Below are 23,092 nucleotides of genomic sequence, written 5' to 3'. Positions count from 1 at the left end.
CGCGACCGGGTTTTTTTTATCCCTGAACCAGCACGGCCGACGCGGCGGCTTTCGCGCGCGCCACCGCCTCATCGACGCTATCGGCGACGGCCAGCGTGACGCCCAGCCGACGAGAACCGTCAATCTCCGGTTTACCGAACAGACGCAGCTGGAGTCCCGCGCCTACCGCGCCCTGAAGATTGCTAAAGGTGACGTTCTGGCTGGTGAGCTGCGGCAGAATGACCGCGGAGGCCGCCGGGCCATACTGGCGGATCGCGCCAACCGGCAGGCCGAGGAAAGCACGAACGTGCAGGGCAAATTCCGAGAGGTCCTGGGAAATCAGCGTTACCATCCCGGTGTCGTGCGGGCGAGGGGAGACTTCACTGAAGATAACCTCATCGCCGCAGACGAACAGCTCCACGCCAAACAGACCGTAGCCGCCGAGCGCCAGTACGACTTTGCTGGCAATCTCCTGCGCGCGGACCAGCGCCTGCTCGCTCATCTGCTGCGGCTGCCAGGATTCGCGGTAATCGCCATCCTCCTGGCGATGGCCGACCGGCGCACAGAAATGGACGCCATCGATCGCGCTGACGGTAAGCAGGGTAATTTCAAAATCGAAATTGACCACTCCCTCGACGATAACCCGACCGGCGCCAGCGCGACCGCCTTGTTGCGCGTAGCGCCAGGCCTCTGCCAACTGATCAGAGTGACGAATAAAGCTCTGGCCTTTACCCGAAGAGCTCATGACCGGCTTCACGATACAGGGCAGGCCAATCTCCGCGACGGCTTCGCGAAAGGTCTCTTCGCTGTCGGCAAAGCGGTATGCCGAGGTGGGAAGCTGCAGCTCCTCTGCGGCCAGACGGCGAATACCTTCGCGATTCATGGTCAGTTTCGCCGCACGAGCGGTGGGGACGACTTTCTGCCCGGCCTGCTCCAGCTCCACCAGCATATCCGTGGCGATGGCTTCAATTTCCGGCACGATAAAATCGGGCTTTTCTTGCGCAATCAGCGCGCGCAGCGTTTCACCGTGCAACATGTTGATGACGTGCGAACGGTGCGCCACCTGCATGGCCGGCGCGTCGGGATAGCGGTCGACCGCGATAGTCTCAATACCCAGCCGTTGGCACTCAATAGCGACTTCTTTACCCAGTTCGCCGGAACCTAACAACATCACTCGCGTCGCTGCCGGACGCAGCGCTGTGCCTAATAACGTCATGACTCTTTTCCACAGTAAAAAAACATGCGTCGCATTATAAACGAAAACGTTTGCGTCTGTCTTTACGGCTGTTGGTTGAGTCGCCGGTGAAAATTTGCTATACTGTATAAAAATACAGTATAAGAGGCTGCACAATGGCGGTTGAAATTAAATATGTGGTGATCCGCGAAGGTGAGGAAAAAATGTCGTTTACCAGCAAAAAAGAGGCCGATGCTTACGACAAAATGCTCGATCTTGCCGAGGTCCTCAACGACTGGCTGGTAGCGTGCCCGCTGACGCTGGACGAAACCCAGCGCGATGAAATGGCAATGTGGCTGGCGGAACGCAAAGAGACATTGAACCACATCCTGAAATCGGGAAAGCTCCCGGAAGCGGAAGATGCTACGGGCGGGCAGGTTTCCCAGGATGAGAGCGCCGCGGCTGAAGCCTCAGAGGCCGCAGCGGAGGGGGCGAGCGAACAACCCGCGGCACCCGCGGCACCCGCGGCACCCGCGCCCGCAGCATCGCGCAAGGTGAAGGCCGCCTGAGTGCGGCCGAATTTGCGCATCTTTAGTTGCTCATAACATTTCCTGACATCTCGTCGTTTAGGCTGATGACATCGCGTAATAAGCAACGAGGGAAATCATGGCTAACTGGCTTAATCAACTCCAGTCCCTGCTGGGCCAGCAGGGACCGTCTTCCTCATCAGGCGAGCGGCCGGATGGTAAAAGCTTCCTTCTGCCCGGTGCGCTGGGCGGGCTGGCGGGGCTGCTGGTGGCGAGTAAGTCATCGCGCAAGCTGCTGGCCAAATATGGCACCAGCGCACTGTTGGTTGGCGGCGGCGCGGTGGCGGGGAGCGTGCTGTGGAACAAGTATCAGCAGAAAATGCGGGAGAATTCCCCTGCGCAATCTGCCGCTTCCGCAGCACAGCCTGGCGGGTCGTCAACCTCGCCAGCCTCCGGGCTTGATGCGCGCAGTGAACGACTCATTCTGGCGCTGGTGTTCGCCGCTAAAAGCGACGGGCACATCGATGACAGCGAACGGGCAAACATCGAAGAGCAGCTGCGCGCCGCCGATATTGCCGTGCAGGGGCGTGTATTGATCGATCGTGCCCTGGCGCAGCCGCTTGACCCGCAGCGCCTGGCGCAGGGCCTCAACAGCGAGCAAGAGGCGCTGGAAATCTATTACATCAGCTGCGCGGCGATCGATATCGACCATTTTATGGAGCGCAGCTATCTCAATGCCCTCGGTGAGGCTTTAGGGCTGCCGCAGGCAGTGCGTGCCGACATCGAACGGGATATTCAGGCGCAAAAACAGGCGCTTTCTCCCTAAATCAGCAGGTTTTGCTTGCAACGCGGGCCACTTTTGCCACCCTTATACACACGCCATCCTTCAAGCCGCTTCTTGAATGATTTTGTGTATGAAATACCGGATGCAGAAGACCAAAAGATGCCACCAAAAGCAAAACGAATCCCTCATGCCATGACTCTTCATGGCGATACCCGTATCGATAATTACTTCTGGCTGCGCGACGACGAACGTTCGCGGCCGGAAGTGCTGGATTATCTTCGCGAGGAAAATGAGTACGGACAGCAGGTCATGTCCACTCAGCGTAGCCTGCAGGAGCGGGTACTAAAAGAGATTATTGACCGTATCCCGCCGCGCGAAGTCTCCGCGCCCTACAGCAAAAATGGCTACCGCTATCGTCAGGTGTATGAGCCGGGCTGTGAATACGCTATCTATCAGCGCCAGTCGGTGCTGAAAGAGGAGTGGGATGAATGGGAGGTGCTGCTCGATAGCAATCAGCGCGCGGCGCAGAGCGAATTCTATACTCTCGGCGGGCTGGGCATTTCGCCGGATAACATGATCATGGCGCTGGCGGAGGATTATCTCTCCCGAAGGCAATATAGCCTGCGCTTGTGCAATCTGCAAAATGGCGAATGGTACCCTGAAGTGCTGGAAAACGTTTCGCCGGAATTTGCCTGGAGCAATGATTCGCAGACGCTGTGGTATGTCCGCAAGCACCCGACTACGCTGCTGCCTTATCAGGTCTGGCGGCATACCGTGGGCGCGTCGCCGCTTTCCGACGTGCTGGTCTACGAGGAGACGGATGAAACCTTCTACGTCAGCCTCCATACCACCACCTCCCGGCAATTCGCCGTGATCTATCTTGCCAGCGCGACCACCAGCGAAGTACGGCTGCTGAATACCGAAATGCCGGATGCGGAACCGGTATGTTTCCTGCCGCGGCGTAAAGATCACGAGTACAGTCTCGATCATTACCAGCATGCTTTTTATCTTCGCTCCAACCGCGAGGGGAAAAACTTTGGTCTCTATCGTACCCATGAACGCGACGAACAGCAGTGGGAGACGCTGATTGCCCCGCGCCAGGAGGTGATGCTCGAGGGATTCACCCTGTTTACCGACTGGTTGGTGGTCGAGGAGCGCCAGCGCGGGTTAACCAGCCTGCGTCAGATCAACCGCAAGACCCGGGAAGGGGTTGGGATCGCCTTTGATGACCCGGCCTACGTGACCTGGCTTGCCTATAATCCGGAGCCGGAAACTTCCCGCTTGCGCTACGGATACTCATCCATGACCACGCCGGATACGCTGTTTGAGCTGGATATGGATACCGGTGAGCGGCGGGTACTGAAACAGCAGGAAGTGAAAGGGTTTGAGGCCAGTCATTACCGCAGCGAGCACCTGTGGATTCAGGCCCGGGATGGCGTGGAGGTTCCTGTTTCGCTGGTTTATCGGCTTGAGCATTTCCGCAAGGGCGTCAGTCCGTTGCTGGTCTATGCCTACGGGTCGTATGGCGCCAGTGAAGATGCTGATTTCAGCGCCAGCCGCTTGAGCCTGCTCGATCGTGGTTTCGTGTTTGCGATCGCCCACGTTCGCGGCGGCGGTGAATTAGGGCAGCAGTGGTACGAAGACGGCAAGTTCCTGTGTAAGAAAAATACCTTTAACGATTATCTCGATGTCTGCGATGCGCTGCTGGCGCAGGGGTATGGCAATCCTCGCCTGTGCTACGGTATGGGCGGCAGCGCGGGCGGGATGTTAATGGGCGTCGCCATTAATGAGCGGCCGGAGCTGTTTCACGGGGTGGTCGCTCAGGTTCCGTTTGTCGATGTCCTGACCACCATGCTCGACGAGTCTATTCCGCTGACGACCGGGGAATTTGAGGAGTGGGGAAATCCGCAGGACGAAGAGTACTATCGCTATATGAAGAGCTACAGTCCTTACGATGGCGTCACGGCGCAGGCCTGTCCCCACCTGCTGGTTACCACCGGTCTGCACGATTCCCAGGTGCAATACTGGGAACCGGCAAAATGGGTGGCGAAGCTGCGCGAGCTGAAAACGGACGATAACATGCTACTGCTGTGCACCGATATGGATTCAGGGCACGGCGGGAAGTCGGGGCGTTTTAAAAGCTATGAAGGGGTGGCGCTGGAGTTTGCCTTTTTGATTGGCCTGGCGCAGGGGACGTTACCCGGCCAGGCGGACGTTTAGCATCGCTACTCCCCGAGATAGTGCTTGAGGGTCAAGCGCAGCTCGGGGCTCATCCGATCCAGGTTATTGAACAGCCAGCGTAAATAACCTGGGTCGTTTTCTGCGATTTCGGCCACCGCCTTGCCGCGATATTTACCGAAGGTAAAGGTGGTTAACAGCGACGGGCGACCGGTAATGGTCGCCATCTCCTCAGGTTGCCAGCCGGAAACGTTGATAATATCGAGAAGCAGTGCGGCGGTGATATAGCAGTCGTACAGCGCGCGGTGTTGATGCAGCCCCGCAGGCGTTGCGACACTCAGCTTACGCGATTTATACAGCCCCATATTGCTGTATTTAATCCCAGGCCACAGGCGACGGGCCAGTTTCATGGTGCAGATCCACTCTCCGTGCATTTCCGGTAACACCCGGCGGTCGAAGCTGGCGTTGTGGGCGACATACCACTGACTGCCGATGTAATGCGGCAGGACCTCTTCAATCCACGGCTTATCGGCGACCATCTCTTCGGTGATCCGGTGAATCGCCATAGCCTGGGGGCTGATAGGCCGGTCGGGACGAACCAGATGGCTCATGGGGTTGGTTATCTGACCATCGACAATATCAACAGAGGCGATTTCAACAATGCCTCCCTGCAGTCCGCAGGTTTCCGTATCGATTACGCGTAGCATGGCTCACTCCGGCCCAAAGAAACCAGCGTAATGGAATGCGCAGCGCTTGCCAACCGGGACGTCCATAGGGGACGGGAATTATTTCGCTTTGGGTTCATAGGGCAGGCGCGACAGCGAAACAGACGCCAGGCGATGGGCGATCAGGCGTTCACGGAACCAGTCGCGCAGGTGTGACGGTTGCTCCCGCTCCACTAAATCGGCGACCACGGGCATATTGTAACGCTCTTTAAAGGCGACACCGGCTGCGGCAAGGTCGACGTTCACTTTGTCCATCTCGTCCTGCGAAATTTTGGCCAGATTTTTTTCCATATGGTTTCTCCTTCATGATGCCGAAAACCGATCGGGCGCGACGTCGGACCGGGACGCATCGCTCGACTACGCCATTATACAGGGTTATTCTCTGTGCTACATACATAACGAAAAGGAATGACGATTATGCGTACCATCGCCGGGCGTGCGCTGCGCGCCTCCGTTTTTGTCGCCGGTTTCCTGGTCAGCGCTGCGGCCTTTGCCCATGCGCATCTTCAACAGCAAACGCCGGCCGCGGATTCTACTGTCACCGCTTCTCCCGCATCGCTGACCCTGAGCTTTTCTGAAGGTATTGAAACCGCCTTTAGCGCAGTGACCCTGACCGGTCCGCAGCAGAACGCTATTGCTACCGGCAAGCTGGCGCGCAGCGACAGCAATAAAGCGCAACTGATTGTTCCGCTGACGCAGTCGCTGTCTGCGGGGGAGTATACCGTTGACTGGCACGTGGTCTCTGTTGATGGCCATAAAACCAAAGGGCAATACCACTTTACCGTGAAATAACCCATGCTCACGGGAATCTATATCGCTCTGCGCTTCGTCCACTTTCTCTCGCTGATGGTGGCGTTTGGCTGCGTGCTGTACGGCGCGTGGTGGGCGCCGCCGGCCTTGCGGCGATTGCTGATGCAGCGCTTCTTCCCGCTACTGCGGCATCTTTTGCTGCTCAGCGCACTCTCTGCGCTGCTGATGCTGATGGCGCAAGGCGGCCTGATGGGGAACGGTTGGCCGGACCTCTGGCAACCGGCTATCTGGCAAGCCGTCGCGGGCACCCGCTTTGGCAGCGTCTGGATCTGGCAGATCCTGCTGGCGTGGGTTGCGCTGGCGATCGCGTGGCTCAAACCGCGTCGTCCGGCGCGTTTACTGCTGGTACTGCTGTGCGCGCAGATCTTGCTGATGGCGGGCGTGGGCCATGCGGTCATGAGCGAGGGCGTGCGCGGCGCGGCGCAGCGGACTAACCACGCTGTGCATCTGTTCTGCGTCGCCGGCTGGTTTGGCGGGCTGCTGCCGTTCATCTACTGCCTGCGCCTGGCGCACGGGCGCTGGCGGCAAGCCGCTATCGGCACCATGATGCGCTTTTCTCGCTACGGGCATCTGGCGGTCGCCGGCGCGATTGCCAGCGGCGTGGTGAATGCGTTGCTTATCCAGGGGGGATTATTCCGTGATTCGCCGTGGGGAGAGATGTTATTGATCAAATGTGCCCTGGTCGCAGCGATGGTAGCAATTGCGCTGGTGAACAGGTATGTTCTGGTGCCACGTATGTCGGTGAACGGAACGCGAGCGGAGTCGCTCATTTTGCGCACCACGCAGGTTGAAATGGCGCTTGGAGCATTGGCGCTGCTGGCCGTCAGCCTGTTTGCAACCTGGGAACCTTACTGAATTAACTGGCTAAATCATGAAAAAAACTCTTTTAACTATGTTGTTACTGGCAAGCTCCGGCGTCGCGCTGGCGGCACCGCAGATTATCACCGTTAGCCGCTTCGAAGTGGGAAAGGATAATTGGGCGTTCAATCGCGAGGAGGTGATGTTGACCTGCCGCCCGGGGAATGCGCTGTATGCCATTAACCCCAGCACGCTGGTGCAGTATCCGTTGAATGACGTTGCTGAGCAGCAGGTGAAAGCGGGTAAAACCAGCGCGCAGCCGATCTCTGTGATCCAGGTTGACGATCCGCAACATCCGGGACAAAAAATGAGCCTGGCGCCATTTATTGAGCGCGCGCAGAAGCTTTGCTGATCCCCGCGCGTATCTTACTGTATTAGCATATAAAAAACCGCCGGCATTCCTCTCAGGAAGCGGCGGTTTTTTGTTGGCACTGACCATTTTGCCAGGAATTATTCGACCACTTTTGTTGCGGACTGGAAAACCTGACGCGGTAAACTATTCTTATAAGGCAAGGCGACTTAGCCTGCATTAATGCCAACTTTTAGCGCACGGCTCTCTCCCAAGAGCCATTTCCCTGGACCGAATACAGGAATCGTGTTCGGTCTCTTTTTATCTATATGTTTTAACTGGTGTTTTTAGCCTGTAACACTAAAATACACGAAAATTACTCGAATATTCCGTATTCAATCTAAACCATATCATATTCAGCGCCGCGAGAGTCCAGGTATTTTTTGGTCATTGTTAAATTCTTGTGACCAAGTAATCGCTGTGCAAACTCTTCTCCGCGCTCATCCTTGTATAGCCTGCTGGCAAGACTTCTTATCTCATGAAAAGATGGCGGGTTAGGTCCGAACTTAATCCCGGTCATATCCCTGACGTCTGAAAAAGCCTGGGTCAGTCCGTCAGGTGTTAATGCTCCCGGCTTCCTTCCGCCCCTCCTTACTGATGAGTAGAGCATGAAGTCTGACGGGTTATTTTCTCGACACCTTTCTATGACATCCTGCAACACTATTCCCGCAGCGTCTAGCCTTAAATCAACAGATATAGCCAGTTTATGGTCTGTCTTTCCCTGAGTGATATAAAGCCGGCCGTCTTTAACATCTGAAAACCTGAATGCAGCAACATCCTCTCTTCGTTGCCCGGTTACCAGAGCCAGGTCCAGCGCGTTGATAACCCATGGTGAGTGTTTATGGGAATGCTCCCTGATAGCCATAAAGGTATCAATAAGCAATCTTTCGCGCTTCACTTCTGGTGATGGTGCTCTGGTTGGTTCAACCGGGTTCCTGTCTATATGTCCCTCCACCATCGCCTCCCTGAAAATATCGAGCAGTATTGACCTCATCCCTGACGCCATGCTTTTTTTACCGCAAGCTACATACGTTTCCAGAAACTCGGCAATGTCCTTTGTTGTGACCGCGGCGAGCGCATATTTTCCAAACTCATCGCCTATCGTTGCTATTTGGTTACGACGCACTTTAAGTGTGTTTGGCTTGAGCTCTCGTCGTTCAAGTATCACCTGATAACGCTCCAGCCATGCCGACACAGTAAAGGTTGGTACGTTTTTGATGCGATCAAGGAGAGAAGAGGGGATGTAATTCTGATGAATGTAATTGTTAGCCTCGATCGCCTGGCTGATTGCGTCCTTCCTGGAAATCCGGCCAAGTGATATTTCCTGACCGGTTATCGGATTGCGCCATGAAAAAATGCTGTCCCGCTTGCGAAAGGTGAGGTTACGTGGAAGGTTAGCGTCGTAACGTGCGGGCCTTTTCGCCATGAGTCAGTCTCTCCAGTAAAGTACCATTACGGGGTACATCAAAATTCTTCGGTTTAGGCTTCAGGTTCTTCTTGCTGGGATCTACGTAACACGCATCAGGAATAACTTTGTATTCCTTGCCATGCAGTTCAGGAGCCGGATAAATCCGCCCCTCGCGAGCCCAGCGCCGTAGCGTAGACAATGAGGGCGGCGTTTCGTAGTTCGCATCAGCCCACTGAAGTAACGTAAGCAACTTAGCCATAATTATTTCCTCTCTATTGTCCACATCTCATGCGCAAACGAACGCAACTTATCATCATTATCTCCGGCAATAAAAAACCCGCACTCGGCGGGTTATGTTCATTCGATGGTTGGTTTACTTCTTGGCGTTCTGCTCAGCCATTTCAATATACCGAGGGTCGCTCTTTGTACGCGACGCCGGAGGCCGCAAGGTCAACGTTAACCTTGTCCTGCTCTTCTTTCGGTTTGGCTGCAATGTTCCACTTCGACATAATAAAATTCCCTCTGGTGTGGATGGGATTATATATCACTGGTGGTTCAGTTACGTTTCTTTCCGATCGTCTGATTCAGCATCCAGAGCCAGCAATCCCTTTTCCGTGAGAGTAAAATCACCACGGCAGCCGCAGCAGCACCCATCGACAAGCCGCTTACTGATAAGATTCTTCATCACTGACAACTGGAACTTTTCTGTCGATCCATCGGGCATGGCTGTGCCGACGCTGTTTTCATAGCCAATAAAACATGTCCCTGTGCGTCCGGATGCTTCTATTTCAGCTATTCGCTTCAGAACAGAGATTTTATTGACATCTTTGACTTGCATGATTTACCCCCTGAAAAGCCATGCTACAGCAAATGCTATACAACGTAACAAAATGAAGATGGCCAGTCCATCACCTACCCTCCTGCGCGGCTTTGCGTTCTGCGGGGGATTTACTCATTGCTTACCCCTGATGTAATCGTGTTGAATGGGCATGCCACACCGATCGGGTGATATCTATTACAGAGATAGCAGAGGTTAACGTTAATTTTATGCGGATCATAATCATACTTAACGCGCTGATATTCTGACTCTTCGAGAGCATCACGAAACGCTACCGCGACAACCTTCCCGCCGAACACTTCCATGTTCGCATGTACCGGTGGCTCCTTGCCATCTTCGAACTCAACGACAAAAGTTACCTTTCCCATCACATCCTTCCTTGCTTCTTCATAAGCTCAAAATCACCCTGGCAACTGGCGCATCGCTGGCAGCCAGGAACCTTCACCCGGCGCAATTCTGGAATGTCATCACCGCAATCAATGCAGTGAGTAGCCGAAACAGCGTTGTGGTTAATGCGATACTTCGCTATGGCGGCTTCACGCTGCAGCTCTTCGAGTTCGTTGGCCTGATCGATGATTTCTGCGCTCATGCTGCACCGCCTTCAACGCGCTTGAACGAAATTACCCAAACCCAGGAGTTGGCATTCCAGCTTTCCTCGCCGTAGATGGATTCCCACAGGTACTTGAATGCGCCTGTTACCGTTGGCCTTCCGGTCATATTGTGGTCTGCAATGCAGTCGTAACAGTCCTGAGAGTCATAAAGTGCCTCCATGTCGATTCCTTCCGCCTCCGCATCCTTTTCGCTGATAGCGTTCAGTCGCTCCACCCGGACATCGGTGATTTCCAGCAGAATGCGGCTGGCCCAGCGTGGCATGTGCAGCGATGGAGTCCACTTTTCAGGCGTTGCCGGCTTATTGCAGACAGCTACGGGTACACGGTGGGTTTGCTCCGTCCACGAATTTCGCTCGCTGGCTTTGTATACTAGGGTAGCGACGTCTGTAGCCCGACTATGCACCCGAAACGCCTCTCTTACCCAGATGCGGTCGCCGACGGCGCCGAACGGGCAGGAATACCCTTCATTTTCATTGGCAACACCAAACACCTCTTTACTGGCTGGCTGCAAATAACCGTCCTTATCGACAATTCCTGGCGTGTACCAGCGCGCCTTATAATCAGGCTCAAGCGACATATTCATTGGCGTAAAGTCTTCTGATGGCTGTGCTTTCATGATTCCAACGCCTTACTCAGCTTTTCGCCGAGGGCAAAGATGTAGTCGCGCAACTCTTCCAGTGACTGCGCTTCTGATTGCAGGATTTCCCGGTGGCACAGTTCTTTCACCAGGTGCTCAAACTTGCTGTAGTAACCGATGCGAGAGAGGGTTTCATTGCCGAAGTTTTTACTTTTTTCATCGGTAACTTTTTTCTTCTCGCTTAAAATCAGGTCGTGAACTGAGCCGGTGATGACGTATTTATCACCGATTTCTATATGAAGGTTTTTGCTCATTATTTTTTCTCCGTAATCAGTCATATCCGCCCATCCCTTCTCAGTACGCAAATCCTCTGAATAATTGATTCCTCGGTGCGATTTAAAACCTGTGCTATCTTCTTAACAGGCGTCCCACTTTTACGCATAGCTATCAGCCGCTGATTCTCACTTTCACTCCACAGTGGTCTGACAAATGCTGTACTGACGCGATATCTCTGAGCTAGGTAGTAGAAGCGGGCAACGGTAATTCCCAACTTATCGGCTGCGCGGCAGGCAACCATTTTCCCGCAGACGCTGAGGAAGTCTTCCGGGGAGATATTTTTCTTTTGCATTGCGACAATCACTTAATGAGTAGAGATGGCTTTCCAATTTTTAATTGAGCGCCGGGGATTTGATGACCTGCTTTAAGCTCATGCTTAATTGCCATTTTGTCTGGTTTGATGGTGGTTTCGTATTCGACGAATTTAGCTGGTAGGGCACTTGAATCTACAATTTCTACAGACTCAGATGGCTCTCTGATAGTGACCTGGTGAATTCCCGCCCTGATTTTCTTAATGCCCGCGGTAGTTAGAGAGCGCGAAATATATTCCTTAATTCTTTCGACTCGATTCAGGGTTGCTGACGCACGGTCATTGAGTGACTTAGCCTCTTCCTTGAGGCGTTCTGCGTACCCGGTTTCGTTTTTGCAGATGGCCAGAAGCTGCTCAACCTTATCAGTTAGCTCGCCTTCCATTCCTTCCAGAGTGTCGGCTATTAGCTCAGGTTCTAGCCCCTCATCCATTAATTTCGCGTAGTCATTGGAGATTTCGTAAAGCTTACTCACTGGTCACCTCCAGCTTTGCTTTGCATTCTGCGTAAATGGCTTGAACGTTCTGCTGCAACTTCATTCCTGATGTGCGTTTGTAAGCCTCGGCAAATACCCGCTTGAGGTCATCCATGGTCTCAGCCTGAGCCATGTCATCACAGAGTTGCTGAACGTGATCGATAATTTCCTGCTGGCGACGGCGCTCATCCTCGCGGATATCTTCCTCGGATTTATGCGGCATTACTGGCTCCTGGAATACGCCTTCACCCTCGTTAAGGAGGTGAATCGCGTTATCAAGACGCTGTGCTTTAGGCCAGTATTTACTTGCCCGCTTGACTATGGTTTTGCGAGCCATCTCTTCCCAGAACGTTTTCCATGGGCCATTCTTTGCTTTGCTGGTTGATTCCACGGCTTTAATTTCTGCGAGACTCATCTCTTCCGTGAGATAGTCGCCGTCTGATGTTTTCACCGTACAGTAGCCTCCGACTACAGAGCCGCGGTCTCCGAAGGCGTTATATTTGTGAGTGGGTGCAGTATCGAGGCCGTTCGACTCATACGTATCGTTCGAGTAGACAAGCTTGCACTGTCCCCACTTGATAGAGCCGGTTGCCTGGGCAAGGTGAAGAAGGCCCATATAACTGATATCGAGACACACCATACCGTCACGAGGCACCAGATAAGCAAGCTTGCTGGCCGGGTTGAGCGTGATACCAATAGCTGCCACGTTGATAATGGCATTCTGCGCACTGGTAGGATTTCCCAATGCCGTTTTGGCAAGAAAGTCATTCTTCTGAAAATACTGAATAGCGAACTGGCTTTCCTTTGCCCAAGTAACGCTCTGGTCTGTTAATGCGCCGCAGAACAGCGGCTCCTGTTGCCTGACAAATTCAACAATTGAGGTCATTCTGCGGCCCATCCATATTGCTCTTCCCACTCTCGCTCAGATTGGTCATAAGCGATCGCGGTAATAAAGTCGTTGTAAGCTTCGCGGCATTTTTCTGACTGAATAGCGAGGCGAAGAACTTTGCTGACCGAGCCGGCTGTAAACTCAAGAGGCTCAGTTGGCGCGATTTCAATGATTTCCTTAGCGCGGTTCTTAATCCATTGTTCACGCTGAATGCGAGCCTGATACACAGACTCCTGTTGTGCATCAATCCTGTCCTGCACGTAATATGCGTTCATATCGCCTCCTGTTCAGAATGCACGAAGCCCGTCGCTGTAATAGCCGACATGGTTAAGTTGGTTTGGTTTATTCGGCTGGCCGGGTAGGAAGTGGCATCCAATGGGTAATCTTATCTGCGTCAATGTCTCCATGAATAGACCAGCCAACCCAAGCATTTGGCATATTCCCAGCCTGGCAATCGCAAATACCAACATCAAATCCATCTGAAACGACAACAGTTTTCGTCCTGAAGCAATGAAAACCAGAAACCTCTAGTGGCATTTTTTCTGAACATTTAATCCACTCCATCACTCCTCCCCCAGAGCCTTGCTGATGGCTGCCCGTGACGACATCAATGGATGCTCGCTATGGCAATCTTCCTCATCAACGTCGCATACGTTAATGACGTACTCCCTAAGCTTTTGCAGCTCCTCTAGTAAATTAGGAGCTGCTGCTATCAGTTGAGCGTTTGCCTTCTGAATGTGTTTTATTTCGCCGCTGCATGTTTGTGAGACATCAGAATAATTTGGTGTGTATTTGGCATTATCATCTTGCGCTATATAAAACACTGGACCGCCAGATAATGCTTCCTGCTCATCGAATCTCCATGGCCCAGGCGTACCTTTAAACTCTTGCATTTTCACTCCTATACCACGGCATACCAGCCGCAGCTTTCATTTGCTCTGTAGCCTCTAGCCACATATTCCCATCTCGCAGAAATATCGCTATAGCCGCCTTACTCTGTGCTGCTCTCAGCAGATTGTGATTAATCATGACCATAACCATGTGTTAGTAACGAGAAGGTAAGCAACAGCGCTCCAGATTAAAGCGCATGCTGCAACTGCAATGCTCATAGAACGCCAGCCATTTCTGCTCATGCGTCACCCCGAGCTTTCAGCATTGCATCTGCCAACATGTATGCTTGCTTCGCTACCTCATCGGCATTGCCAGCAGCCACTGGGTGACAGTTCGACTCTGGATAATTTGCCAGCAAACCAGAGAGAGCTTTGGCAGCGAAGTAATCACGCAACGTCATGCCTTCTTCCTGATATTGCAGGACGTTGTTTTGACCGTCGTAGTCCCACTGCTGACGCGGGAAAGCTTGTCCACCTGTTTGTTTGCTCATACTCCCTCCATCGAAAAATACGCACATACCAGCGCCAGTGAAATAATCACCGATAGCTGAATTTTGAACCGGAACCAGGCTTGTTTATCTTCTTCGCGAATCATTCTTCGCACTCCTCTGATTCGGGCTGCGTGAGCCACTCAGGTCGTGGGCCTTTGCTGATATAGAAATCGATAATGTCCAGAAGGCGAGGGTAAAACTTCAGCGCTTTACGCCCGTCCATTTCTGCTATTTCCTGCTTGCTGAATTTTCGCCATTTCTCAATCGTGTGGTTTTGGCATCCAGCGCGAACATATTCGCCATTCGTAATAGTGATGGCGTATTTTTCACCAATGACAATGAAGGTGTGATCAGGCAGGTTGGCTTCGCGCAGGTTGGCTTCGCGCAGGTCGGCTTCGCGCAGGTTGGCTTCGCGCAGGTTGGCTTCGCGCAGGTCGGCTCCGTACAGGTTGGCTCCGCGCAGGTTGGCTCCGCGCAGGTTGGCTCCGCGCAGGTCGGCTCCGCGCAGGTCGGCTCCGCGCAGGTCGGCTCCGCGCAGGTCGGCTCTCGATCCGCTTTCACGCATCGATGTAATCCATAATTTATGATCTTCAAGAATTTTTGCTAAATTTGCTGAGTTCATTCTCTTACCCTCTGTAATAAAAAAGGCCGCCGAAGCGACCTATCCGTTAGAAACTTCATATCCTTGCTCTTCAAGCCACGTGACCACATCAGACTCCCCAATCGCCTCCAGGATATCGTCAACTTCATACTCACCAACAATTTCATCTGCTTTGAATGCATCAGATATATCTAAATCCTCAATATCCACTTCCAGTTGTCTATTCCATCCATCGCCTTTAGGTGTGATGGATGAAATAGATTTAATTTTTACCGTTCCACTAATCGCCATATATTCCTCGTTGTTATTTGTTTGCTTTTTCACCGACACTTCAAATTAACGGTATCGACCTACCCTTCATCTTCTGCCGACCGCTGCAAGTAATGCCGCGCTCGCCTGGCTGTTTGTATAGTCAATAAAAAACCCGCCGTAGCGGGTTATGACCATTTCTTTTTGGGACTTCGTTGGTGCGCGTGATTCACAATCCTGTGCATTACATCCTCATGCACTTCTTCTTCCTGCTTTTCAACATCTCGGGGGAACGGCGTAGATAAGGCCTTATCGACTTTGTCCATTGGATCATCATTAATCTGGTAGTCTGGACCATCGTCGATGGCTTTGAAGCCTTGTGACATGCCATTCTCCTTGGCATATTCCATCCTCTTTTTCCACCTGGCAATTCTTCTTCTGTCCTGAGATGATAACTTTCTGTCCGGCTCCTGGGTTTCCCTGCCGTGATTCTCGTTAATAAAAACGGTTTTTTTAGCCATATTGAGCCTCAAATAGCCCCGCTTAGTGGTTTTATTTCTTAGGTTTCAACTTTTCCATGTTCTCTGCCAAGGTCCCTATCCTTGAACGTATGGTTGGGATGTCTAGTCCCCTCTGGATATCTATATTTAAAGACAAAAGCTCTCGACTCCATCCAGCTATGGCATCATTAAATTGCCTTGCTCTACTAGCCTGCCGAAGCCTGCTGCTTTCAAGCTCACCAACTCGCTGTTTGGCCTCAATCTGGAGTTTCCCCTTCCCAACCTGCAGGGCATCAATGGCGCATTGTTTCATTTCAGCCTTAACGAGAGGGTGAAAGTAATCCGCTCCAAGGAATATCACTTCATCCAAACTTTTGAAAAGCAACAGGCAGTCCGTTGTGGATTTTTCCCTCTCATTTACACACCGCACCTCGACTGCAGGAACATATCCGTATTGCTTAACTCTCATTGCTGTGTAGCTAAAATTACTTTTCATCCTTTCACCATTAGCGAGCTGTTATGCCTTTAGATTTGCGGTATCCAGCAGCATACATCGCAACATCCGGCAGGCACATCCCGTTTTCTAAAGGCTTGTGACCGAACTCATTACTATAAACGATTGCCGCCCTCTCAATCTGGCGTTTGTATTCCCGGCGCTGCCAGACGGCGTCCTGAGCGACGAATTTAATCGGCGTAGCGTCTTCAATTCTTTCTGGCGTGTGGTGCTTACCTTTAGCCTGAATTTGTGCGCGGCTGAGGGTGGGGCGATGCATTGTTTCCGAGCTAACAGTAATCGCATCCTGAAGCGCTGCACGACGCTCACGACGACGACCAGATGCTGAACCACTAAATGATGTTCTGCGAGACATATAGACCTCCTGATGAACTTTGGTGGTGTGCGTGTGACTCCCCTGTAAAGTCATGTGGGTGTTTGCTGTCGCCACACTCCACACCCCAAAGTTCACTTTGGTATTTCCGGCTTTTCAGCCGCGTAGACTCGTACCTGAATCGTTGTAGGTTCACCGTCCTGGTGAGTAGTGCGTCCTGCTGATGGGATTAGTTTAATAAAGAATAAACATTTGCGTCAAGTAAATACTAAACAAAATTATAAACAAATTACTAAACATTTAAAATTAATGGTTATTTTTACTTCTTGAGCTTGTGCTATGCTCAAAAAAACATCAATGAGGGCGCGGTTATGGGGCAGGGCATGGATATGGGGCGGGATGAGCTACTGGAAGACCGCGCAGCGTTCATTGCTGGCGAAATCGGCGGGGCTGTTGTTGATTTGATAATCAACGGTACGGCAATTGATCGGGATGCGATTGTTGATAACCTGGAGGCAAAGCGCAAGGCCGTAGGCAACGTAATTCACAAGGGGTTGCTGCGGGACGCGGCTGCGTTCGTGAGGAAAGGGCAATAAAAACCCGGCTCGGTGGCCGGGTTTATGAGCGGTTATCGATGCTGTTAGTAATCGTATGCCATGTTGTATGCCGCAAATGCATCTTTGTGCCGAACTTCTCCGGCTTGGCTTTCTGGTAGATCGTCAAGTATCGACCTATCTAAACTGCGCGGAATACCCATAGACTTATTAAACAGCCCTAACTCGAATGCGCAGGCTGTGCATTTATGTCTTCCATTGCCCGCTTGACTGTCTGGCAACACACTGAACATAGGGTTGTGACGATGATTTTTATCGCAAGTTGGCATAAAGCACCTATTTAATATTCGGCGCTGATTGCTTTACAGTGGATATCGCTTGAGGTAATCTCAAAATCGAGATCTCAATGAAAACATTCTAGCCGATGTTTTTCCAGGCCCTGATAGTTGACGCTGTCGGGGCCTTCCTATTTACCGCATCAGTAAAATAATGCAGCAACTAGATCCTATCCAGGGCAAGGAAAAACATCAATTAAAAGATCTAGTTACACATATTCTTTTTCTATCCAAAATTTCTACAATAGCCGCATCTTCGTCTCTACAGCCACGCCAATAATCGTACAGTTACCGTTTATAGGTACCAGAGGCCACTGAGGATTCAACCCTTTCAGATAGCGCTGGCTACCATCGACTATCAGTTTCTTGAACGTCGCCTCATTGTCATCCTGAAGCTTGGCCACAACCAGGTTTCCATTGACAGCATCTCGCCCGGTATCAAACAGTACAAACGTGCCTTCCGGTATGCTCAGCCCCATCGGTGCGGTCATGGAGTCTCCTTCCACTTCAAGCCAGAACGCATCCCCCTGAATATGAGCATCAGACTCAAGCCAGATATCAATATCTTTCAGGGTGTAGGCTTCGACAGCTTCAGCCCATGTACCCGCCTGGACCTTGCTTAGTACCGGGTATCGAGTTCCTTTTGTGTACTGCTGGATATTTGAGACGTTGCTGTGTTCTTTGTATTCCTCACCCGATAAGTAGCCTACGGGCATGCCGTATTCTTTTTCTAGCCTCGAAGCACCTTTCTCACCAAGAGAACTCTTCCCGGTTATGATCTGCGAGATATAGCTTTTATCTTTTGCGGGTAAGGTTCGATTCTCAAACCATTCCTGCAGGCGCTTGCGCCTAGTCTCTTTAATGTCCATGTGCATATGATGATTAGCAAAAACTAAATAAGCAAATACTTGACGAAGTGTTTAGCATTTAATAAACTCACTTCATACAACAGAGGTGAATGCATGGAACTTAAAACCTACATCGACAGCCTGGAGCGTGGAAAAGTTAAAGAGTTGGCTGCATCTCTTGGCATTTCAAGTTCCTACCTATCTCAGATGGCATCTGGGAAAACCGCTATCTCTCCTACTCGTTGCGTAGAAATCGAAGCCGTAACGAATCGCGAGGTTAGCCGCAAAGATCTGCGGCCTGACGATTGGGAAAAAATCTGGCCTGAATTAGTCGCAGCATAAGTAACACCGCAATTCACAACGGACATTCGTCCTACGTCGCTGAAAAGCGAATCCCAAAATACCAAAACAAAAACTATGGGTATGTCTATCGCATAGCCACAACTAACTATTTTTCAACACCAAGGAATTATGACAAGTGGAAAACACAATTAAACGCAATAAGACCAATGCTCAGCGCATTGAGTCGTGGTTGCTCAACCGTATCGCCATTGTCGGCGGTAACAACGTAGCAAAAGCTGTGGGCGTCGATAAATCGCAGGTCTCACGCTGGAAAGAAAGCTGGGTACCGAAGATGGCAATGCTCTTAGCCGTTCTGGAGTGGGGTGTCGTTGATGACGATATCGCAAGACTGGCGAAGGAAGTGGCGGCAGTTCTTACAAAGAAAAAATCCCCGGCGGCAACCAGGGATTCAGAACAGATTTCGATGGAATTCTAATACCGTTCAACGAGGTAATTATACATGAAAAAACTCAGTTCTGACCAGGACAAACTACACAAACACATACTGCGTGATCGCTATCTCTCCAGCTTCCGACAGCCTGGTCGATTTAGGGCTGAGTTGGAAAAATGGAAAAAACTGCTGAGGGGGAAGCGTCATGAGTAATCTCGCAACAGTAACACAGCTAAGGCCTGCAGAGCGGCCTGTGGAGCGTCGCGTGGCAGAAATTGAAGATGGGTATACCCGTCTTGCAAACGCCCTGTATGACGAGCTTATTGGCGCAGATTTAACGAAAAATCAGAGCAAGGTTGCTCATGCTATCTGCAGAAAAACATACGGATTTGGGAAAAAGATAGATCGGATCTCTGACAGCCAGTTAGCACAACTTACACGCCTACCAAGGCAGAAAGTTAACAAGGCTAAAAATGAGCTTATTACCATGAAGGTAATTCTTCGTGAAGGCAGTCAAATCGGGCCTAATAAGAACATCTCGGAATGGAAAATAGAAGGCTGTTACTACCATGGTGATAATGTCACTGCATTGGTTACAAAAATTGTCACCAAAACGGTGACTAACCTGTCACCAAAACAGAGTCACACAAAAGAAACTATTCAAAAGAAAGAAATAAACAATACCCAAACCCACGAAGTGGGATTGTCTGGTGAGGAAAAATTAACGCCACGGCAAAAGGGTACAAATCCGAGAGCAAGAAAAACTAACCCACGCTCTCAGTTGCCAGAGTTCGACCGCGAGCGTTTCAAGAGCACGTGGAACTGCAAAGCCGAGAAATACGGCATCCCAACCATCCGAAGCATTACAACCACCACAGAGGCTGGCATCAAGCGCCTGTGGCAGTCCTACCTGAAGCAGTGCAAGGAACTTGGCCGTGAGCCAAAAGACCCTGACACAATTCTGAATGGCTATATCGAGCATGGTTACACGCCAACGCGCTGGTCGTGCGGTGAAAACCCTGACGGTAAAAAATACGGGATTGATACCGCACTTCGGCAGGAGAAGATTGACCAGATTCTGGGGGCTGATTCCTGATGGAGAGTTACGATTACGAGTATCAACTGGTTGGCGCGATGATGGTGAAAGGGGATCACATCGACTGCCGGGAAATTGCCGGAAAGCTCCCTGACGAGGCATTTGAAAACTTCCACCTGCGAAGCATGTACAAGGCGATTGTGGCACTGCTGAACAAGTCAGAGCCAATCGATATGTTCACCGTGAAGGACGCTGTTCCTGACGCATCGAGAGACCTTGTGCTTGAGGTGGCCTGCAAGTGCGTATCAGCTTCAAATATCCGGGCATGGGCCAAGCGAGTTCGCCAGTGCTGGATGCTGAGGAAAGGGGCTGCGGAGTTCAGGCGGTTCGCTGACCTTCTGGATTCAGCAGGGACGCATAATCTTGACGATGTAATTTCAGCAGTAACAGCCAGTACAGGGAAGCTACAGTTCGAATCGAACGACAAGCTGCCTAGAAAGATCTCCGACCTGCTTGATGATTACCTGAACGTTCTGGACAAGCGCCTTGAAGGCGAGAGTTCTGGCCTCTACCTCCAGACCGGCATAACGCCACTGGATGACACATACGGAGGGTTCGACAGGACGGACCTTATCGTCATCGCCGGCCGCCCTGGCATGGGCAAGACGGAGCTGGCTATCAACATTGCAAACTCCATCGGCCAGCAAAGGGGGAGAGGGCTTCTTGTCTCTCTGGAGATGTCGGAAATGCAGGTTGTTGAACGCCATATTGCTGACCGGGCAGGATTATCAATATCGACTCTCAGGCAGCCAAGGGGGATGGCTCAGGAGGATTACACGAAGCTAACCGCGGCTACAGGCACGCTTCTGGAGGAAGAAAACCACGTACTCGAAGGTTCGTTCAGTGTTGATGAGTGCATAGCTCAGGCTGAGAGGATGAACATGGATGGTGGCCTTAGCTTCCTGGCTATTGACTACCTTGAAATTCTACGACTGCCAAAAGCTGATCGCCACGACCTTTCAATCGCCATCGTGACCCGAAAGTTAAAGCAATTCTGCCTACGCAACAAAGTGCCGGTAATCCTCGTTGCTCAGCTGAACCGCAACGCTGATGGTCGCGTTGATAAGCGCCCTAACATGGGTGATTTGGCAGGTTCAAGCTCAATCGAGAAGGATGCGGATGTGCTGATATTTCCGTATCGCGATGAGCATTACAACGAGAATAGCCCGGCAAAGGGCGTTGCCGAAATCATCATTGGGAAATACCGTTCAGGGCCCAAGAAGACGTTCTACATGGGCTGGAAGAACGGGCATTTCGTCAACATTGACCAGATAGAAGCGGCAAGGCAATGCGCAGAAAGCGATAAGCCAGCGGCAAAATCTGACTGGAGGTAATGCAGTGGACACGCTAAAGCAACGCATCATCGACTTCATCAAACAAAACCAGCCAGTAACTGAAAAAGAAATCATGGCTGCTGTCGGGATTTCTCGTTATCTCTGCCGTGAAGAGCGACGAAGGCTAAGAACGCTAAGAGCCATTTACATCGTATCTGGCGCCGGAACGTTTATCTGTAGAGCGGATTATGAATCCTGGTTCCGCAATGGCGGCATGCAGAAAATGCAGGAGAAAATCGCCGCGGCAAGAGAAATACGTCATCAGGAAAAGGCCGATGTCTACAGGCCAAAGCGGGAAACAGTAATTGAGAGCTACATGAAAAGCCCGGCCCGTCAGAGGCTGATGGCTATCTACGGGAGGTCATCATGACAGACATCTACATAGCAGAGCTATCTGCAAGCATGGCCGGTATCGTTGCGATAATCGGCCTTTTTTATGCCCGGAGGAAATGGTAATGGCTTTTGTATCAGTGGTGACCGGTGGAAGGGGTCGAAAACGCGATGAGGCAGGAATCTCAATTAAATACTCACAGTCTGGCTCTGTTCAGTGTTATGTAGGGGTCGATATCAGGGATAAGCAACGATTCATTTACGTAGAACTTGATGAGGATTCTAGAAAAATCAGATTGATGCCAACCAATAACGAGAGAGGGGCAAAAATGTCCGGCACAAGTGGTGGCACGTTCTCATTATCCAAAAAATTTGGCGAAATGATCATCCCTTCCGGAGAGAAAAAGGCATTTATTCGCTTGGAGAAAAATGGTGATGGTTGGTGGTATGGGGAATTAAAACTGGTTAACAACGATTAACAGGCCTGCATCTAGCGGGCCTTTTTTATGAGGGTAATGAACATGAATAACGAACTAACAGCAGCACTTGCGACTATTGAACAAATCGCAGAACAGAACGGTATGACCGTTGAGTTTGTCACCTGGTTTTTTAACGAGAAGAAATCAGCATGTGGCGAGCATTGGTTTCTTGCGCTGGGGGCGATGTGGGAAGGTTGGAAAGGCCGTAGCGCTGAATCAACAGCAGCACTTGCGACTATTGAGAAATTGCGCGCTGAACGCGATCAACTGGCTGCGGAGAATGTGGCGCTGAAGTCGTTTGGCGACACACTATTCGGCATGTACAAAGGCCTGGAGATTTCAGGCGGTGGTATTCATGACGAGCAGTCAGTAGTCTGCCAGCAAGCGGCTCTGGATGCAGCAATGTCGGCATTTGAGGAAATCGAAACCCCCGCTACCAACGCAGCAATTGCCGGGATTAAGGCTGCTATCGAATACCCGAAAAATAGCACCCCATCTAATGGCTGGACTATCGACCCCGGGTTCTTGAGTCGTGTAGTGGAGCGGGCTGGCGCAGTCTACGGGTATCACCCTGGTTTGGAAGAGGCAGAGTCTGCGCTGCTGGCTGGGCTTTATTTGCTGCGCGAGGGGGCCAAATGAAACCTTTGAAATTTCAGCAGGTGCAGGATGTCATCAACGCCATCACTACAGACTGGTCAATTCGTGGCCCGTTCCATGATGACGATGGTAAATATTACGCCATGCTGCACGGAGAGTGGATTGGTGATGGGTATCTGAATAAGCGCAAGGCATTGGATGCAATCTATGCTGCGCTGCGCGAGGGGGCCGACAAATGCTGAAGCCGAATCACGTTTATATCGAGGTCTGTCATAACCAGAGCGGCGGCCTGTCTCTTTGCGTCAGTAATGACAGCGGTGGCCACCGCATATCAGGCTCTAAGGTTGGCGGATGCGAAACTCTGGAGTGCTTTGAGGTTGACGCCAACGAGCTTATCGAGCA

At 51.5% G+C, this 23,092-nt stretch carries 38 protein-coding genes and 1 pseudogene; 16 read left to right on the top strand and 23 right to left on the bottom strand.

All coding sequences use genetic code 11. The annotated features are described in order from the left end of the window. Nucleotides 1-16: 16 nt before the first annotated feature. A complete protein-coding gene (purT, locus tag FNY10_RS11850; RefSeq protein WP_141964337.1) occupies nucleotides 17-1,195 on the bottom strand; it encodes a formate-dependent phosphoribosylglycinamide formyltransferase in 1,179 nt (392 codons plus the stop codon). Nucleotides 1,196-1,329: 134 nt separating this feature from the next. Here purT and FNY10_RS11845 point away from each other — a divergent pair, with 134 nt between their 5' ends. From FNY10_RS11845 to ptrB, 3 genes are all read left to right on the top strand, one after another. Then, nucleotides 1,330-1,722 carry a YebG family protein gene (locus FNY10_RS11845; RefSeq protein WP_160704990.1) on the top strand — a complete coding sequence of 131 codons (393 nt, stop codon included), beginning with the start codon at nucleotides 1,330-1,332 and terminating at the stop codon, nucleotides 1,720-1,722. Between the two features lie 97 nt (nucleotides 1,723-1,819). Further along, nucleotides 1,820-2,506 (top strand): tellurite resistance TerB family protein, encoded by a 687-nt coding sequence (locus FNY10_RS11840; RefSeq protein WP_141964339.1) that lies wholly within the window; start codon nucleotides 1,820-1,822, stop codon nucleotides 2,504-2,506. Between the two features lie 117 nt (nucleotides 2,507-2,623). Continuing rightward, nucleotides 2,624-4,684, top strand: a complete 2,061-nt coding sequence (gene ptrB, locus FNY10_RS11835) for an oligopeptidase B (RefSeq protein WP_141964340.1) — start codon at nucleotides 2,624-2,626, stop codon at nucleotides 4,682-4,684. Between the two features lie 5 nt (nucleotides 4,685-4,689). On the opposite strand, the gene exoX is transcribed toward ptrB, so the two are convergent. Further along, nucleotides 4,690-5,349 carry an exodeoxyribonuclease X gene (exoX, locus tag FNY10_RS11830; protein WP_131050313.1) on the bottom strand — a complete coding sequence of 220 codons (660 nt, stop codon included), beginning with the start codon at nucleotides 5,347-5,349 and terminating at the stop codon, nucleotides 4,690-4,692. A gap of 78 nt (nucleotides 5,350-5,427) precedes the next feature. After that, a complete protein-coding gene (locus tag FNY10_RS11825; RefSeq protein WP_004863978.1) occupies nucleotides 5,428-5,658 on the bottom strand; it encodes a DNA polymerase III subunit theta in 231 nt (76 codons plus the stop codon). 126 nt (nucleotides 5,659-5,784) lie between these two features. On the opposite strand from FNY10_RS11825, the gene yobA reads away from it, so the two are divergent. From yobA to FNY10_RS11810, 3 genes are read left to right on the top strand one after another with little or no spacing between them, the layout of a single operon-like run. Beyond that, complete coding sequence (gene yobA, locus FNY10_RS11820) at nucleotides 5,785-6,159, top strand: CopC domain-containing protein YobA (protein ID WP_142255865.1); 375 nt, start codon at nucleotides 5,785-5,787, stop codon at nucleotides 6,157-6,159. A 3-nt stretch (nucleotides 6,160-6,162) separates the two neighbouring features. Next, nucleotides 6,163-7,032 carry a copper homeostasis membrane protein CopD gene (copD, locus tag FNY10_RS11815; RefSeq protein WP_141964341.1) on the top strand — a complete coding sequence of 290 codons (870 nt, stop codon included), beginning with the start codon at nucleotides 6,163-6,165 and terminating at the stop codon, nucleotides 7,030-7,032. A gap of 13 nt (nucleotides 7,033-7,045) precedes the next feature. Then, entirely contained in the window at nucleotides 7,046-7,387 is a 342-nt protein-coding gene (locus FNY10_RS11810; RefSeq protein WP_131050311.1) for a YebY family protein, read from the top strand. Between the two features lie 337 nt (nucleotides 7,388-7,724). Here FNY10_RS11810 and FNY10_RS11805 read toward each other — a convergent pair whose 3' ends face one another. From FNY10_RS11805 to FNY10_RS11715, 19 genes and pseudogenes are all read right to left on the bottom strand, one after another. Next, the gene (locus FNY10_RS11805) at nucleotides 7,725-8,810 is read right to left on the bottom strand and encodes a tyrosine-type recombinase/integrase (protein ID WP_160704988.1); all 1,086 of its coding nucleotides are present in this window, start codon (nucleotides 8,808-8,810) and stop codon (nucleotides 7,725-7,727) included. Next, nucleotides 8,779-9,051 (bottom strand): excisionase, encoded by a 273-nt coding sequence (locus FNY10_RS11800; RefSeq protein ID WP_160704987.1) that lies wholly within the window; start codon nucleotides 9,049-9,051, stop codon nucleotides 8,779-8,781. Before FNY10_RS11800 ends, FNY10_RS11805 begins: the two co-directional genes overlap by 32 nt. 157 nt (nucleotides 9,052-9,208) lie before the next feature. Next, nucleotides 9,209-9,301: pseudogene (locus FNY10_RS11795) on the bottom strand (DNA polymerase III subunit theta); the annotation flags it as partial. A gap of 50 nt (nucleotides 9,302-9,351) precedes the next feature. Further along, nucleotides 9,352-9,630 carry a hypothetical protein gene (locus tag FNY10_RS11790; protein ID WP_160704986.1) on the bottom strand — a complete coding sequence of 93 codons (279 nt, stop codon included), beginning with the start codon at nucleotides 9,628-9,630 and terminating at the stop codon, nucleotides 9,352-9,354. A gap of 110 nt (nucleotides 9,631-9,740) precedes the next feature. Then, nucleotides 9,741-9,998 carry a hypothetical protein gene (locus tag FNY10_RS26615; RefSeq protein ID WP_202395546.1) on the bottom strand — a complete coding sequence of 86 codons (258 nt, stop codon included), beginning with the start codon at nucleotides 9,996-9,998 and terminating at the stop codon, nucleotides 9,741-9,743. Next, complete coding sequence (locus FNY10_RS11785) at nucleotides 9,998-10,219, bottom strand: TraR/DksA family transcriptional regulator (protein WP_160704985.1); 222 nt, start codon at nucleotides 10,217-10,219, stop codon at nucleotides 9,998-10,000. The genes FNY10_RS26615 and FNY10_RS11785 overlap by 1 nt, the downstream gene beginning before the upstream one ends. Then, nucleotides 10,216-10,857, bottom strand: a complete 642-nt coding sequence (locus tag FNY10_RS11780; protein ID WP_160704984.1) for a hypothetical protein — start codon at nucleotides 10,855-10,857, stop codon at nucleotides 10,216-10,218. Before FNY10_RS11780 ends, FNY10_RS11785 begins: the two co-directional genes overlap by 4 nt. Further along, nucleotides 10,854-11,156 carry a DUF5405 family protein gene (locus FNY10_RS11775; protein WP_227699373.1) on the bottom strand — a complete coding sequence of 101 codons (303 nt, stop codon included), beginning with the start codon at nucleotides 11,154-11,156 and terminating at the stop codon, nucleotides 10,854-10,856. Before FNY10_RS11775 ends, FNY10_RS11780 begins: the two co-directional genes overlap by 4 nt. A 298-nt stretch (nucleotides 11,157-11,454) precedes the next feature. After that, nucleotides 11,455-11,937 (bottom strand): siphovirus Gp157 family protein, encoded by a 483-nt coding sequence (locus FNY10_RS11770; RefSeq protein ID WP_160704983.1) that lies wholly within the window; start codon nucleotides 11,935-11,937, stop codon nucleotides 11,455-11,457. Next, nucleotides 11,930-12,823 (bottom strand): RecT family recombinase, encoded by an 894-nt coding sequence (locus tag FNY10_RS11765; protein WP_160704982.1) that lies wholly within the window; start codon nucleotides 12,821-12,823, stop codon nucleotides 11,930-11,932. The genes FNY10_RS11770 and FNY10_RS11765 overlap by 8 nt, the downstream gene beginning before the upstream one ends. Then, nucleotides 12,820-13,101, bottom strand: coding sequence for a host nuclease inhibitor GamL (gamL, locus tag FNY10_RS11760; protein ID WP_160704981.1), 282 nt, complete (start codon nucleotides 13,099-13,101; stop codon nucleotides 12,820-12,822). The genes FNY10_RS11765 and gamL overlap by 4 nt, the downstream gene beginning before the upstream one ends. 67 nt (nucleotides 13,102-13,168) lie before the next feature. Beyond that, on the bottom strand, nucleotides 13,169-13,390 hold the full coding sequence (locus FNY10_RS11755) for a DUF551 domain-containing protein (RefSeq protein WP_160704980.1): 222 nt from the start codon (nucleotides 13,388-13,390) through the stop codon (nucleotides 13,169-13,171). After that, nucleotides 13,390-13,719, bottom strand: coding sequence for a hypothetical protein (locus FNY10_RS11750; RefSeq protein ID WP_160704979.1), 330 nt, complete (start codon nucleotides 13,717-13,719; stop codon nucleotides 13,390-13,392). The genes FNY10_RS11755 and FNY10_RS11750 overlap by 1 nt, the downstream gene beginning before the upstream one ends. 236 nt (nucleotides 13,720-13,955) lie before the next feature. Further along, nucleotides 13,956-14,207 (bottom strand): hypothetical protein, encoded by a 252-nt coding sequence (locus tag FNY10_RS11740; RefSeq protein WP_160704978.1) that lies wholly within the window; start codon nucleotides 14,205-14,207, stop codon nucleotides 13,956-13,958. Between the two features lie 100 nt (nucleotides 14,208-14,307). Next, nucleotides 14,308-14,829 carry a pentapeptide repeat-containing protein gene (locus FNY10_RS11735; protein WP_160704977.1) on the bottom strand — a complete coding sequence of 174 codons (522 nt, stop codon included), beginning with the start codon at nucleotides 14,827-14,829 and terminating at the stop codon, nucleotides 14,308-14,310. A 39-nt stretch (nucleotides 14,830-14,868) separates the two neighbouring features. After that, nucleotides 14,869-15,132 carry a hypothetical protein gene (locus tag FNY10_RS11730; RefSeq protein WP_160704976.1) on the bottom strand — a complete coding sequence of 88 codons (264 nt, stop codon included), beginning with the start codon at nucleotides 15,130-15,132 and terminating at the stop codon, nucleotides 14,869-14,871. Nucleotides 15,133-15,245: 113 nt separating this feature from the next. Continuing rightward, nucleotides 15,246-15,578 (bottom strand): transcriptional regulator, encoded by a 333-nt coding sequence (locus FNY10_RS26935; RefSeq protein ID WP_227699372.1) that lies wholly within the window; start codon nucleotides 15,576-15,578, stop codon nucleotides 15,246-15,248. A gap of 31 nt (nucleotides 15,579-15,609) precedes the next feature. Continuing rightward, nucleotides 15,610-16,053: a hypothetical protein gene (locus tag FNY10_RS11720; protein WP_160704975.1), complete on the bottom strand. Its 444-nt coding sequence runs from the start codon at nucleotides 16,051-16,053 to the stop codon at nucleotides 15,610-15,612. 10 nt (nucleotides 16,054-16,063) lie between these two features. Continuing rightward, nucleotides 16,064-16,426 (bottom strand): antitermination protein, encoded by a 363-nt coding sequence (locus FNY10_RS11715; RefSeq protein ID WP_160704974.1) that lies wholly within the window; start codon nucleotides 16,424-16,426, stop codon nucleotides 16,064-16,066. Between the two features lie 329 nt (nucleotides 16,427-16,755). On the opposite strand from FNY10_RS11715, the gene FNY10_RS11710 reads away from it, so the two are divergent. Then, on the top strand, nucleotides 16,756-16,980 hold the full coding sequence (locus FNY10_RS11710; protein WP_160704973.1) for a hypothetical protein: 225 nt from the start codon (nucleotides 16,756-16,758) through the stop codon (nucleotides 16,978-16,980). 532 nt (nucleotides 16,981-17,512) lie between these two features. On the opposite strand, the gene FNY10_RS11705 is transcribed toward FNY10_RS11710, so the two are convergent. Further along, nucleotides 17,513-18,148: a S24 family peptidase gene (locus FNY10_RS11705; RefSeq protein ID WP_202395539.1), complete on the bottom strand. Its 636-nt coding sequence runs from the start codon at nucleotides 18,146-18,148 to the stop codon at nucleotides 17,513-17,515. A gap of 87 nt (nucleotides 18,149-18,235) precedes the next feature. Here FNY10_RS11705 and FNY10_RS11700 point away from each other — a divergent pair, with 87 nt between their 5' ends. From FNY10_RS11700 to FNY10_RS11660, 9 genes are all read left to right on the top strand, one after another. After that, complete coding sequence (locus FNY10_RS11700; protein WP_160704971.1) at nucleotides 18,236-18,463, top strand: YdaS family helix-turn-helix protein; 228 nt, start codon at nucleotides 18,236-18,238, stop codon at nucleotides 18,461-18,463. Between the two features lie 136 nt (nucleotides 18,464-18,599). Further along, nucleotides 18,600-18,899, top strand: coding sequence for a CII family transcriptional regulator (locus tag FNY10_RS11695; RefSeq protein ID WP_160704970.1), 300 nt, complete (start codon nucleotides 18,600-18,602; stop codon nucleotides 18,897-18,899). 24 nt (nucleotides 18,900-18,923) lie between these two features. After that, on the top strand, nucleotides 18,924-19,067 hold the full coding sequence (locus tag FNY10_RS11690) for a DUF2740 family protein (protein WP_160704969.1): 144 nt from the start codon (nucleotides 18,924-18,926) through the stop codon (nucleotides 19,065-19,067). Continuing rightward, the gene (locus FNY10_RS11685) at nucleotides 19,060-19,950 is read left to right on the top strand and encodes a replication protein (protein ID WP_160704968.1); all 891 of its coding nucleotides are present in this window, start codon (nucleotides 19,060-19,062) and stop codon (nucleotides 19,948-19,950) included. Before FNY10_RS11690 ends, FNY10_RS11685 begins: the two co-directional genes overlap by 8 nt. After that, nucleotides 19,950-21,284: a DnaB-like helicase C-terminal domain-containing protein gene (locus tag FNY10_RS11680; RefSeq protein ID WP_160704967.1), complete on the top strand. Its 1,335-nt coding sequence runs from the start codon at nucleotides 19,950-19,952 to the stop codon at nucleotides 21,282-21,284. Before FNY10_RS11685 ends, FNY10_RS11680 begins: the two co-directional genes overlap by 1 nt. A 4-nt stretch (nucleotides 21,285-21,288) precedes the next feature. Further along, the gene (locus FNY10_RS11675) at nucleotides 21,289-21,654 is read left to right on the top strand and encodes a DUF977 family protein (protein ID WP_160704966.1); all 366 of its coding nucleotides are present in this window, start codon (nucleotides 21,289-21,291) and stop codon (nucleotides 21,652-21,654) included. 85 nt (nucleotides 21,655-21,739) lie between these two features. Further along, the gene (locus FNY10_RS11670) at nucleotides 21,740-22,093 is read left to right on the top strand and encodes a hypothetical protein (protein WP_160704965.1); all 354 of its coding nucleotides are present in this window, start codon (nucleotides 21,740-21,742) and stop codon (nucleotides 22,091-22,093) included. A gap of 42 nt (nucleotides 22,094-22,135) precedes the next feature. After that, complete coding sequence (locus FNY10_RS11665; RefSeq protein ID WP_160726285.1) at nucleotides 22,136-22,732, top strand: hypothetical protein; 597 nt, start codon at nucleotides 22,136-22,138, stop codon at nucleotides 22,730-22,732. After that, nucleotides 22,729-22,932, top strand: a complete 204-nt coding sequence (locus FNY10_RS11660) for a hypothetical protein (protein ID WP_160705128.1) — start codon at nucleotides 22,729-22,731, stop codon at nucleotides 22,930-22,932. The genes FNY10_RS11665 and FNY10_RS11660 overlap by 4 nt, the downstream gene beginning before the upstream one ends. The last annotated feature ends 160 nt before the right edge of the window (nucleotides 22,933-23,092 follow it).

The organism is Klebsiella sp. Lac1, from assembly GCF_009825425.1.
Taxonomy (GTDB): Bacteria; Pseudomonadota; Gammaproteobacteria; order Enterobacterales; family Enterobacteriaceae; genus Klebsiella; species Klebsiella electrica.
This window is presented reverse-complemented; position numbering and strand designations above follow the sequence as displayed.

What these genes read in the sequence shown, in the direction of transcription:
- FNY10_RS11790 (WP_160704986.1), bottom strand. Translation starts at nt 9,630, where the DNA reads ATGCAAGTCAAAGATGTCAATAAAATCTCTGTTCTGAAGCGAATAGCT.
- FNY10_RS11845 (WP_160704990.1), top strand. Translation starts at nt 1,330, where the DNA reads ATGGCGGTTGAAATTAAATATGTGGTGATCCGCGAAGGTGAGGAAAAA.
- exoX (WP_131050313.1), bottom strand. Translation starts at nt 5,349, where the DNA reads ATGCTACGCGTAATCGATACGGAAACCTGCGGACTGCAGGGAGGCATT.
- copD (WP_141964341.1), top strand. Translation starts at nt 6,163, where the DNA reads ATGCTCACGGGAATCTATATCGCTCTGCGCTTCGTCCACTTTCTCTCG.
- FNY10_RS11720 (WP_160704975.1), bottom strand. Translation starts at nt 16,053, where the DNA reads ATGAAAAGTAATTTTAGCTACACAGCAATGAGAGTTAAGCAATACGGA.
- FNY10_RS11715 (WP_160704974.1), bottom strand. Translation starts at nt 16,426, where the DNA reads ATGTCTCGCAGAACATCATTTAGTGGTTCAGCATCTGGTCGTCGTCGT.
- FNY10_RS11840 (WP_141964339.1), top strand. Translation starts at nt 1,820, where the DNA reads ATGGCTAACTGGCTTAATCAACTCCAGTCCCTGCTGGGCCAGCAGGGA.
- FNY10_RS11685 (WP_160704968.1), top strand. Translation starts at nt 19,060, where the DNA reads ATGAGTAATCTCGCAACAGTAACACAGCTAAGGCCTGCAGAGCGGCCT.
- purT (WP_141964337.1), bottom strand. Translation starts at nt 1,195, where the DNA reads ATGACGTTATTAGGCACAGCGCTGCGTCCGGCAGCGACGCGAGTGATG.
- gamL (WP_160704981.1), bottom strand. Translation starts at nt 13,101, where the DNA reads ATGAACGCATATTACGTGCAGGACAGGATTGATGCACAACAGGAGTCT.
- FNY10_RS26615 (WP_202395546.1), bottom strand. Translation starts at nt 9,998, where the DNA reads ATGGGAAAGGTAACTTTTGTCGTTGAGTTCGAAGATGGCAAGGAGCCA.
- FNY10_RS11690 (WP_160704969.1), top strand. Translation starts at nt 18,924, where the DNA reads ATGAAAAAACTCAGTTCTGACCAGGACAAACTACACAAACACATACTG.
- FNY10_RS11710 (WP_160704973.1), top strand. Translation starts at nt 16,756, where the DNA reads ATGGGGCAGGGCATGGATATGGGGCGGGATGAGCTACTGGAAGACCGC.
- FNY10_RS11800 (WP_160704987.1), bottom strand. Translation starts at nt 9,051, where the DNA reads ATGGCTAAGTTGCTTACGTTACTTCAGTGGGCTGATGCGAACTACGAA.
- FNY10_RS11755 (WP_160704980.1), bottom strand. Translation starts at nt 13,390, where the DNA reads ATGGAGTGGATTAAATGTTCAGAAAAAATGCCACTAGAGGTTTCTGGT.
- FNY10_RS11670 (WP_160704965.1), top strand. Translation starts at nt 21,740, where the DNA reads ATGGCTTTTGTATCAGTGGTGACCGGTGGAAGGGGTCGAAAACGCGAT.
- FNY10_RS11780 (WP_160704984.1), bottom strand. Translation starts at nt 10,857, where the DNA reads ATGAAAGCACAGCCATCAGAAGACTTTACGCCAATGAATATGTCGCTT.
- FNY10_RS11805 (WP_160704988.1), bottom strand. Translation starts at nt 8,810, where the DNA reads ATGGCGAAAAGGCCCGCACGTTACGACGCTAACCTTCCACGTAACCTC.
- FNY10_RS11775 (WP_227699373.1), bottom strand. Translation starts at nt 11,156, where the DNA reads ATGACTGATTACGGAGAAAAAATAATGAGCAAAAACCTTCATATAGAA.
- yobA (WP_142255865.1), top strand. Translation starts at nt 5,785, where the DNA reads ATGCGTACCATCGCCGGGCGTGCGCTGCGCGCCTCCGTTTTTGTCGCC.
- FNY10_RS11750 (WP_160704979.1), bottom strand. Translation starts at nt 13,719, where the DNA reads ATGCAAGAGTTTAAAGGTACGCCTGGGCCATGGAGATTCGATGAGCAG.
- FNY10_RS11785 (WP_160704985.1), bottom strand. Translation starts at nt 10,219, where the DNA reads ATGAGCGCAGAAATCATCGATCAGGCCAACGAACTCGAAGAGCTGCAG.
- FNY10_RS11825 (WP_004863978.1), bottom strand. Translation starts at nt 5,658, where the DNA reads ATGGAAAAAAATCTGGCCAAAATTTCGCAGGACGAGATGGACAAAGTG.
- FNY10_RS11740 (WP_160704978.1), bottom strand. Translation starts at nt 14,207, where the DNA reads ATGAGCAAACAAACAGGTGGACAAGCTTTCCCGCGTCAGCAGTGGGAC.
- FNY10_RS26935 (WP_227699372.1), bottom strand. Translation starts at nt 15,578, where the DNA reads ATGGCTAAAAAAACCGTTTTTATTAACGAGAATCACGGCAGGGAAACC.
- FNY10_RS11735 (WP_160704977.1), bottom strand. Translation starts at nt 14,829, where the DNA reads ATGAACTCAGCAAATTTAGCAAAAATTCTTGAAGATCATAAATTATGG.
- ptrB (WP_141964340.1), top strand. Translation starts at nt 2,624, where the DNA reads ATGCCACCAAAAGCAAAACGAATCCCTCATGCCATGACTCTTCATGGC.
- FNY10_RS11680 (WP_160704967.1), top strand. Translation starts at nt 19,950, where the DNA reads ATGGAGAGTTACGATTACGAGTATCAACTGGTTGGCGCGATGATGGTG.
- FNY10_RS11700 (WP_160704971.1), top strand. Translation starts at nt 18,236, where the DNA reads ATGGAACTTAAAACCTACATCGACAGCCTGGAGCGTGGAAAAGTTAAA.
- FNY10_RS11665 (WP_160726285.1), top strand. Translation starts at nt 22,136, where the DNA reads ATGAATAACGAACTAACAGCAGCACTTGCGACTATTGAACAAATCGCA.
- FNY10_RS11705 (WP_202395539.1), bottom strand. Translation starts at nt 18,148, where the DNA reads ATGCACATGGACATTAAAGAGACTAGGCGCAAGCGCCTGCAGGAATGG.
- FNY10_RS11660 (WP_160705128.1), top strand. Translation starts at nt 22,729, where the DNA reads ATGAAACCTTTGAAATTTCAGCAGGTGCAGGATGTCATCAACGCCATC.
- FNY10_RS11765 (WP_160704982.1), bottom strand. Translation starts at nt 12,823, where the DNA reads ATGACCTCAATTGTTGAATTTGTCAGGCAACAGGAGCCGCTGTTCTGC.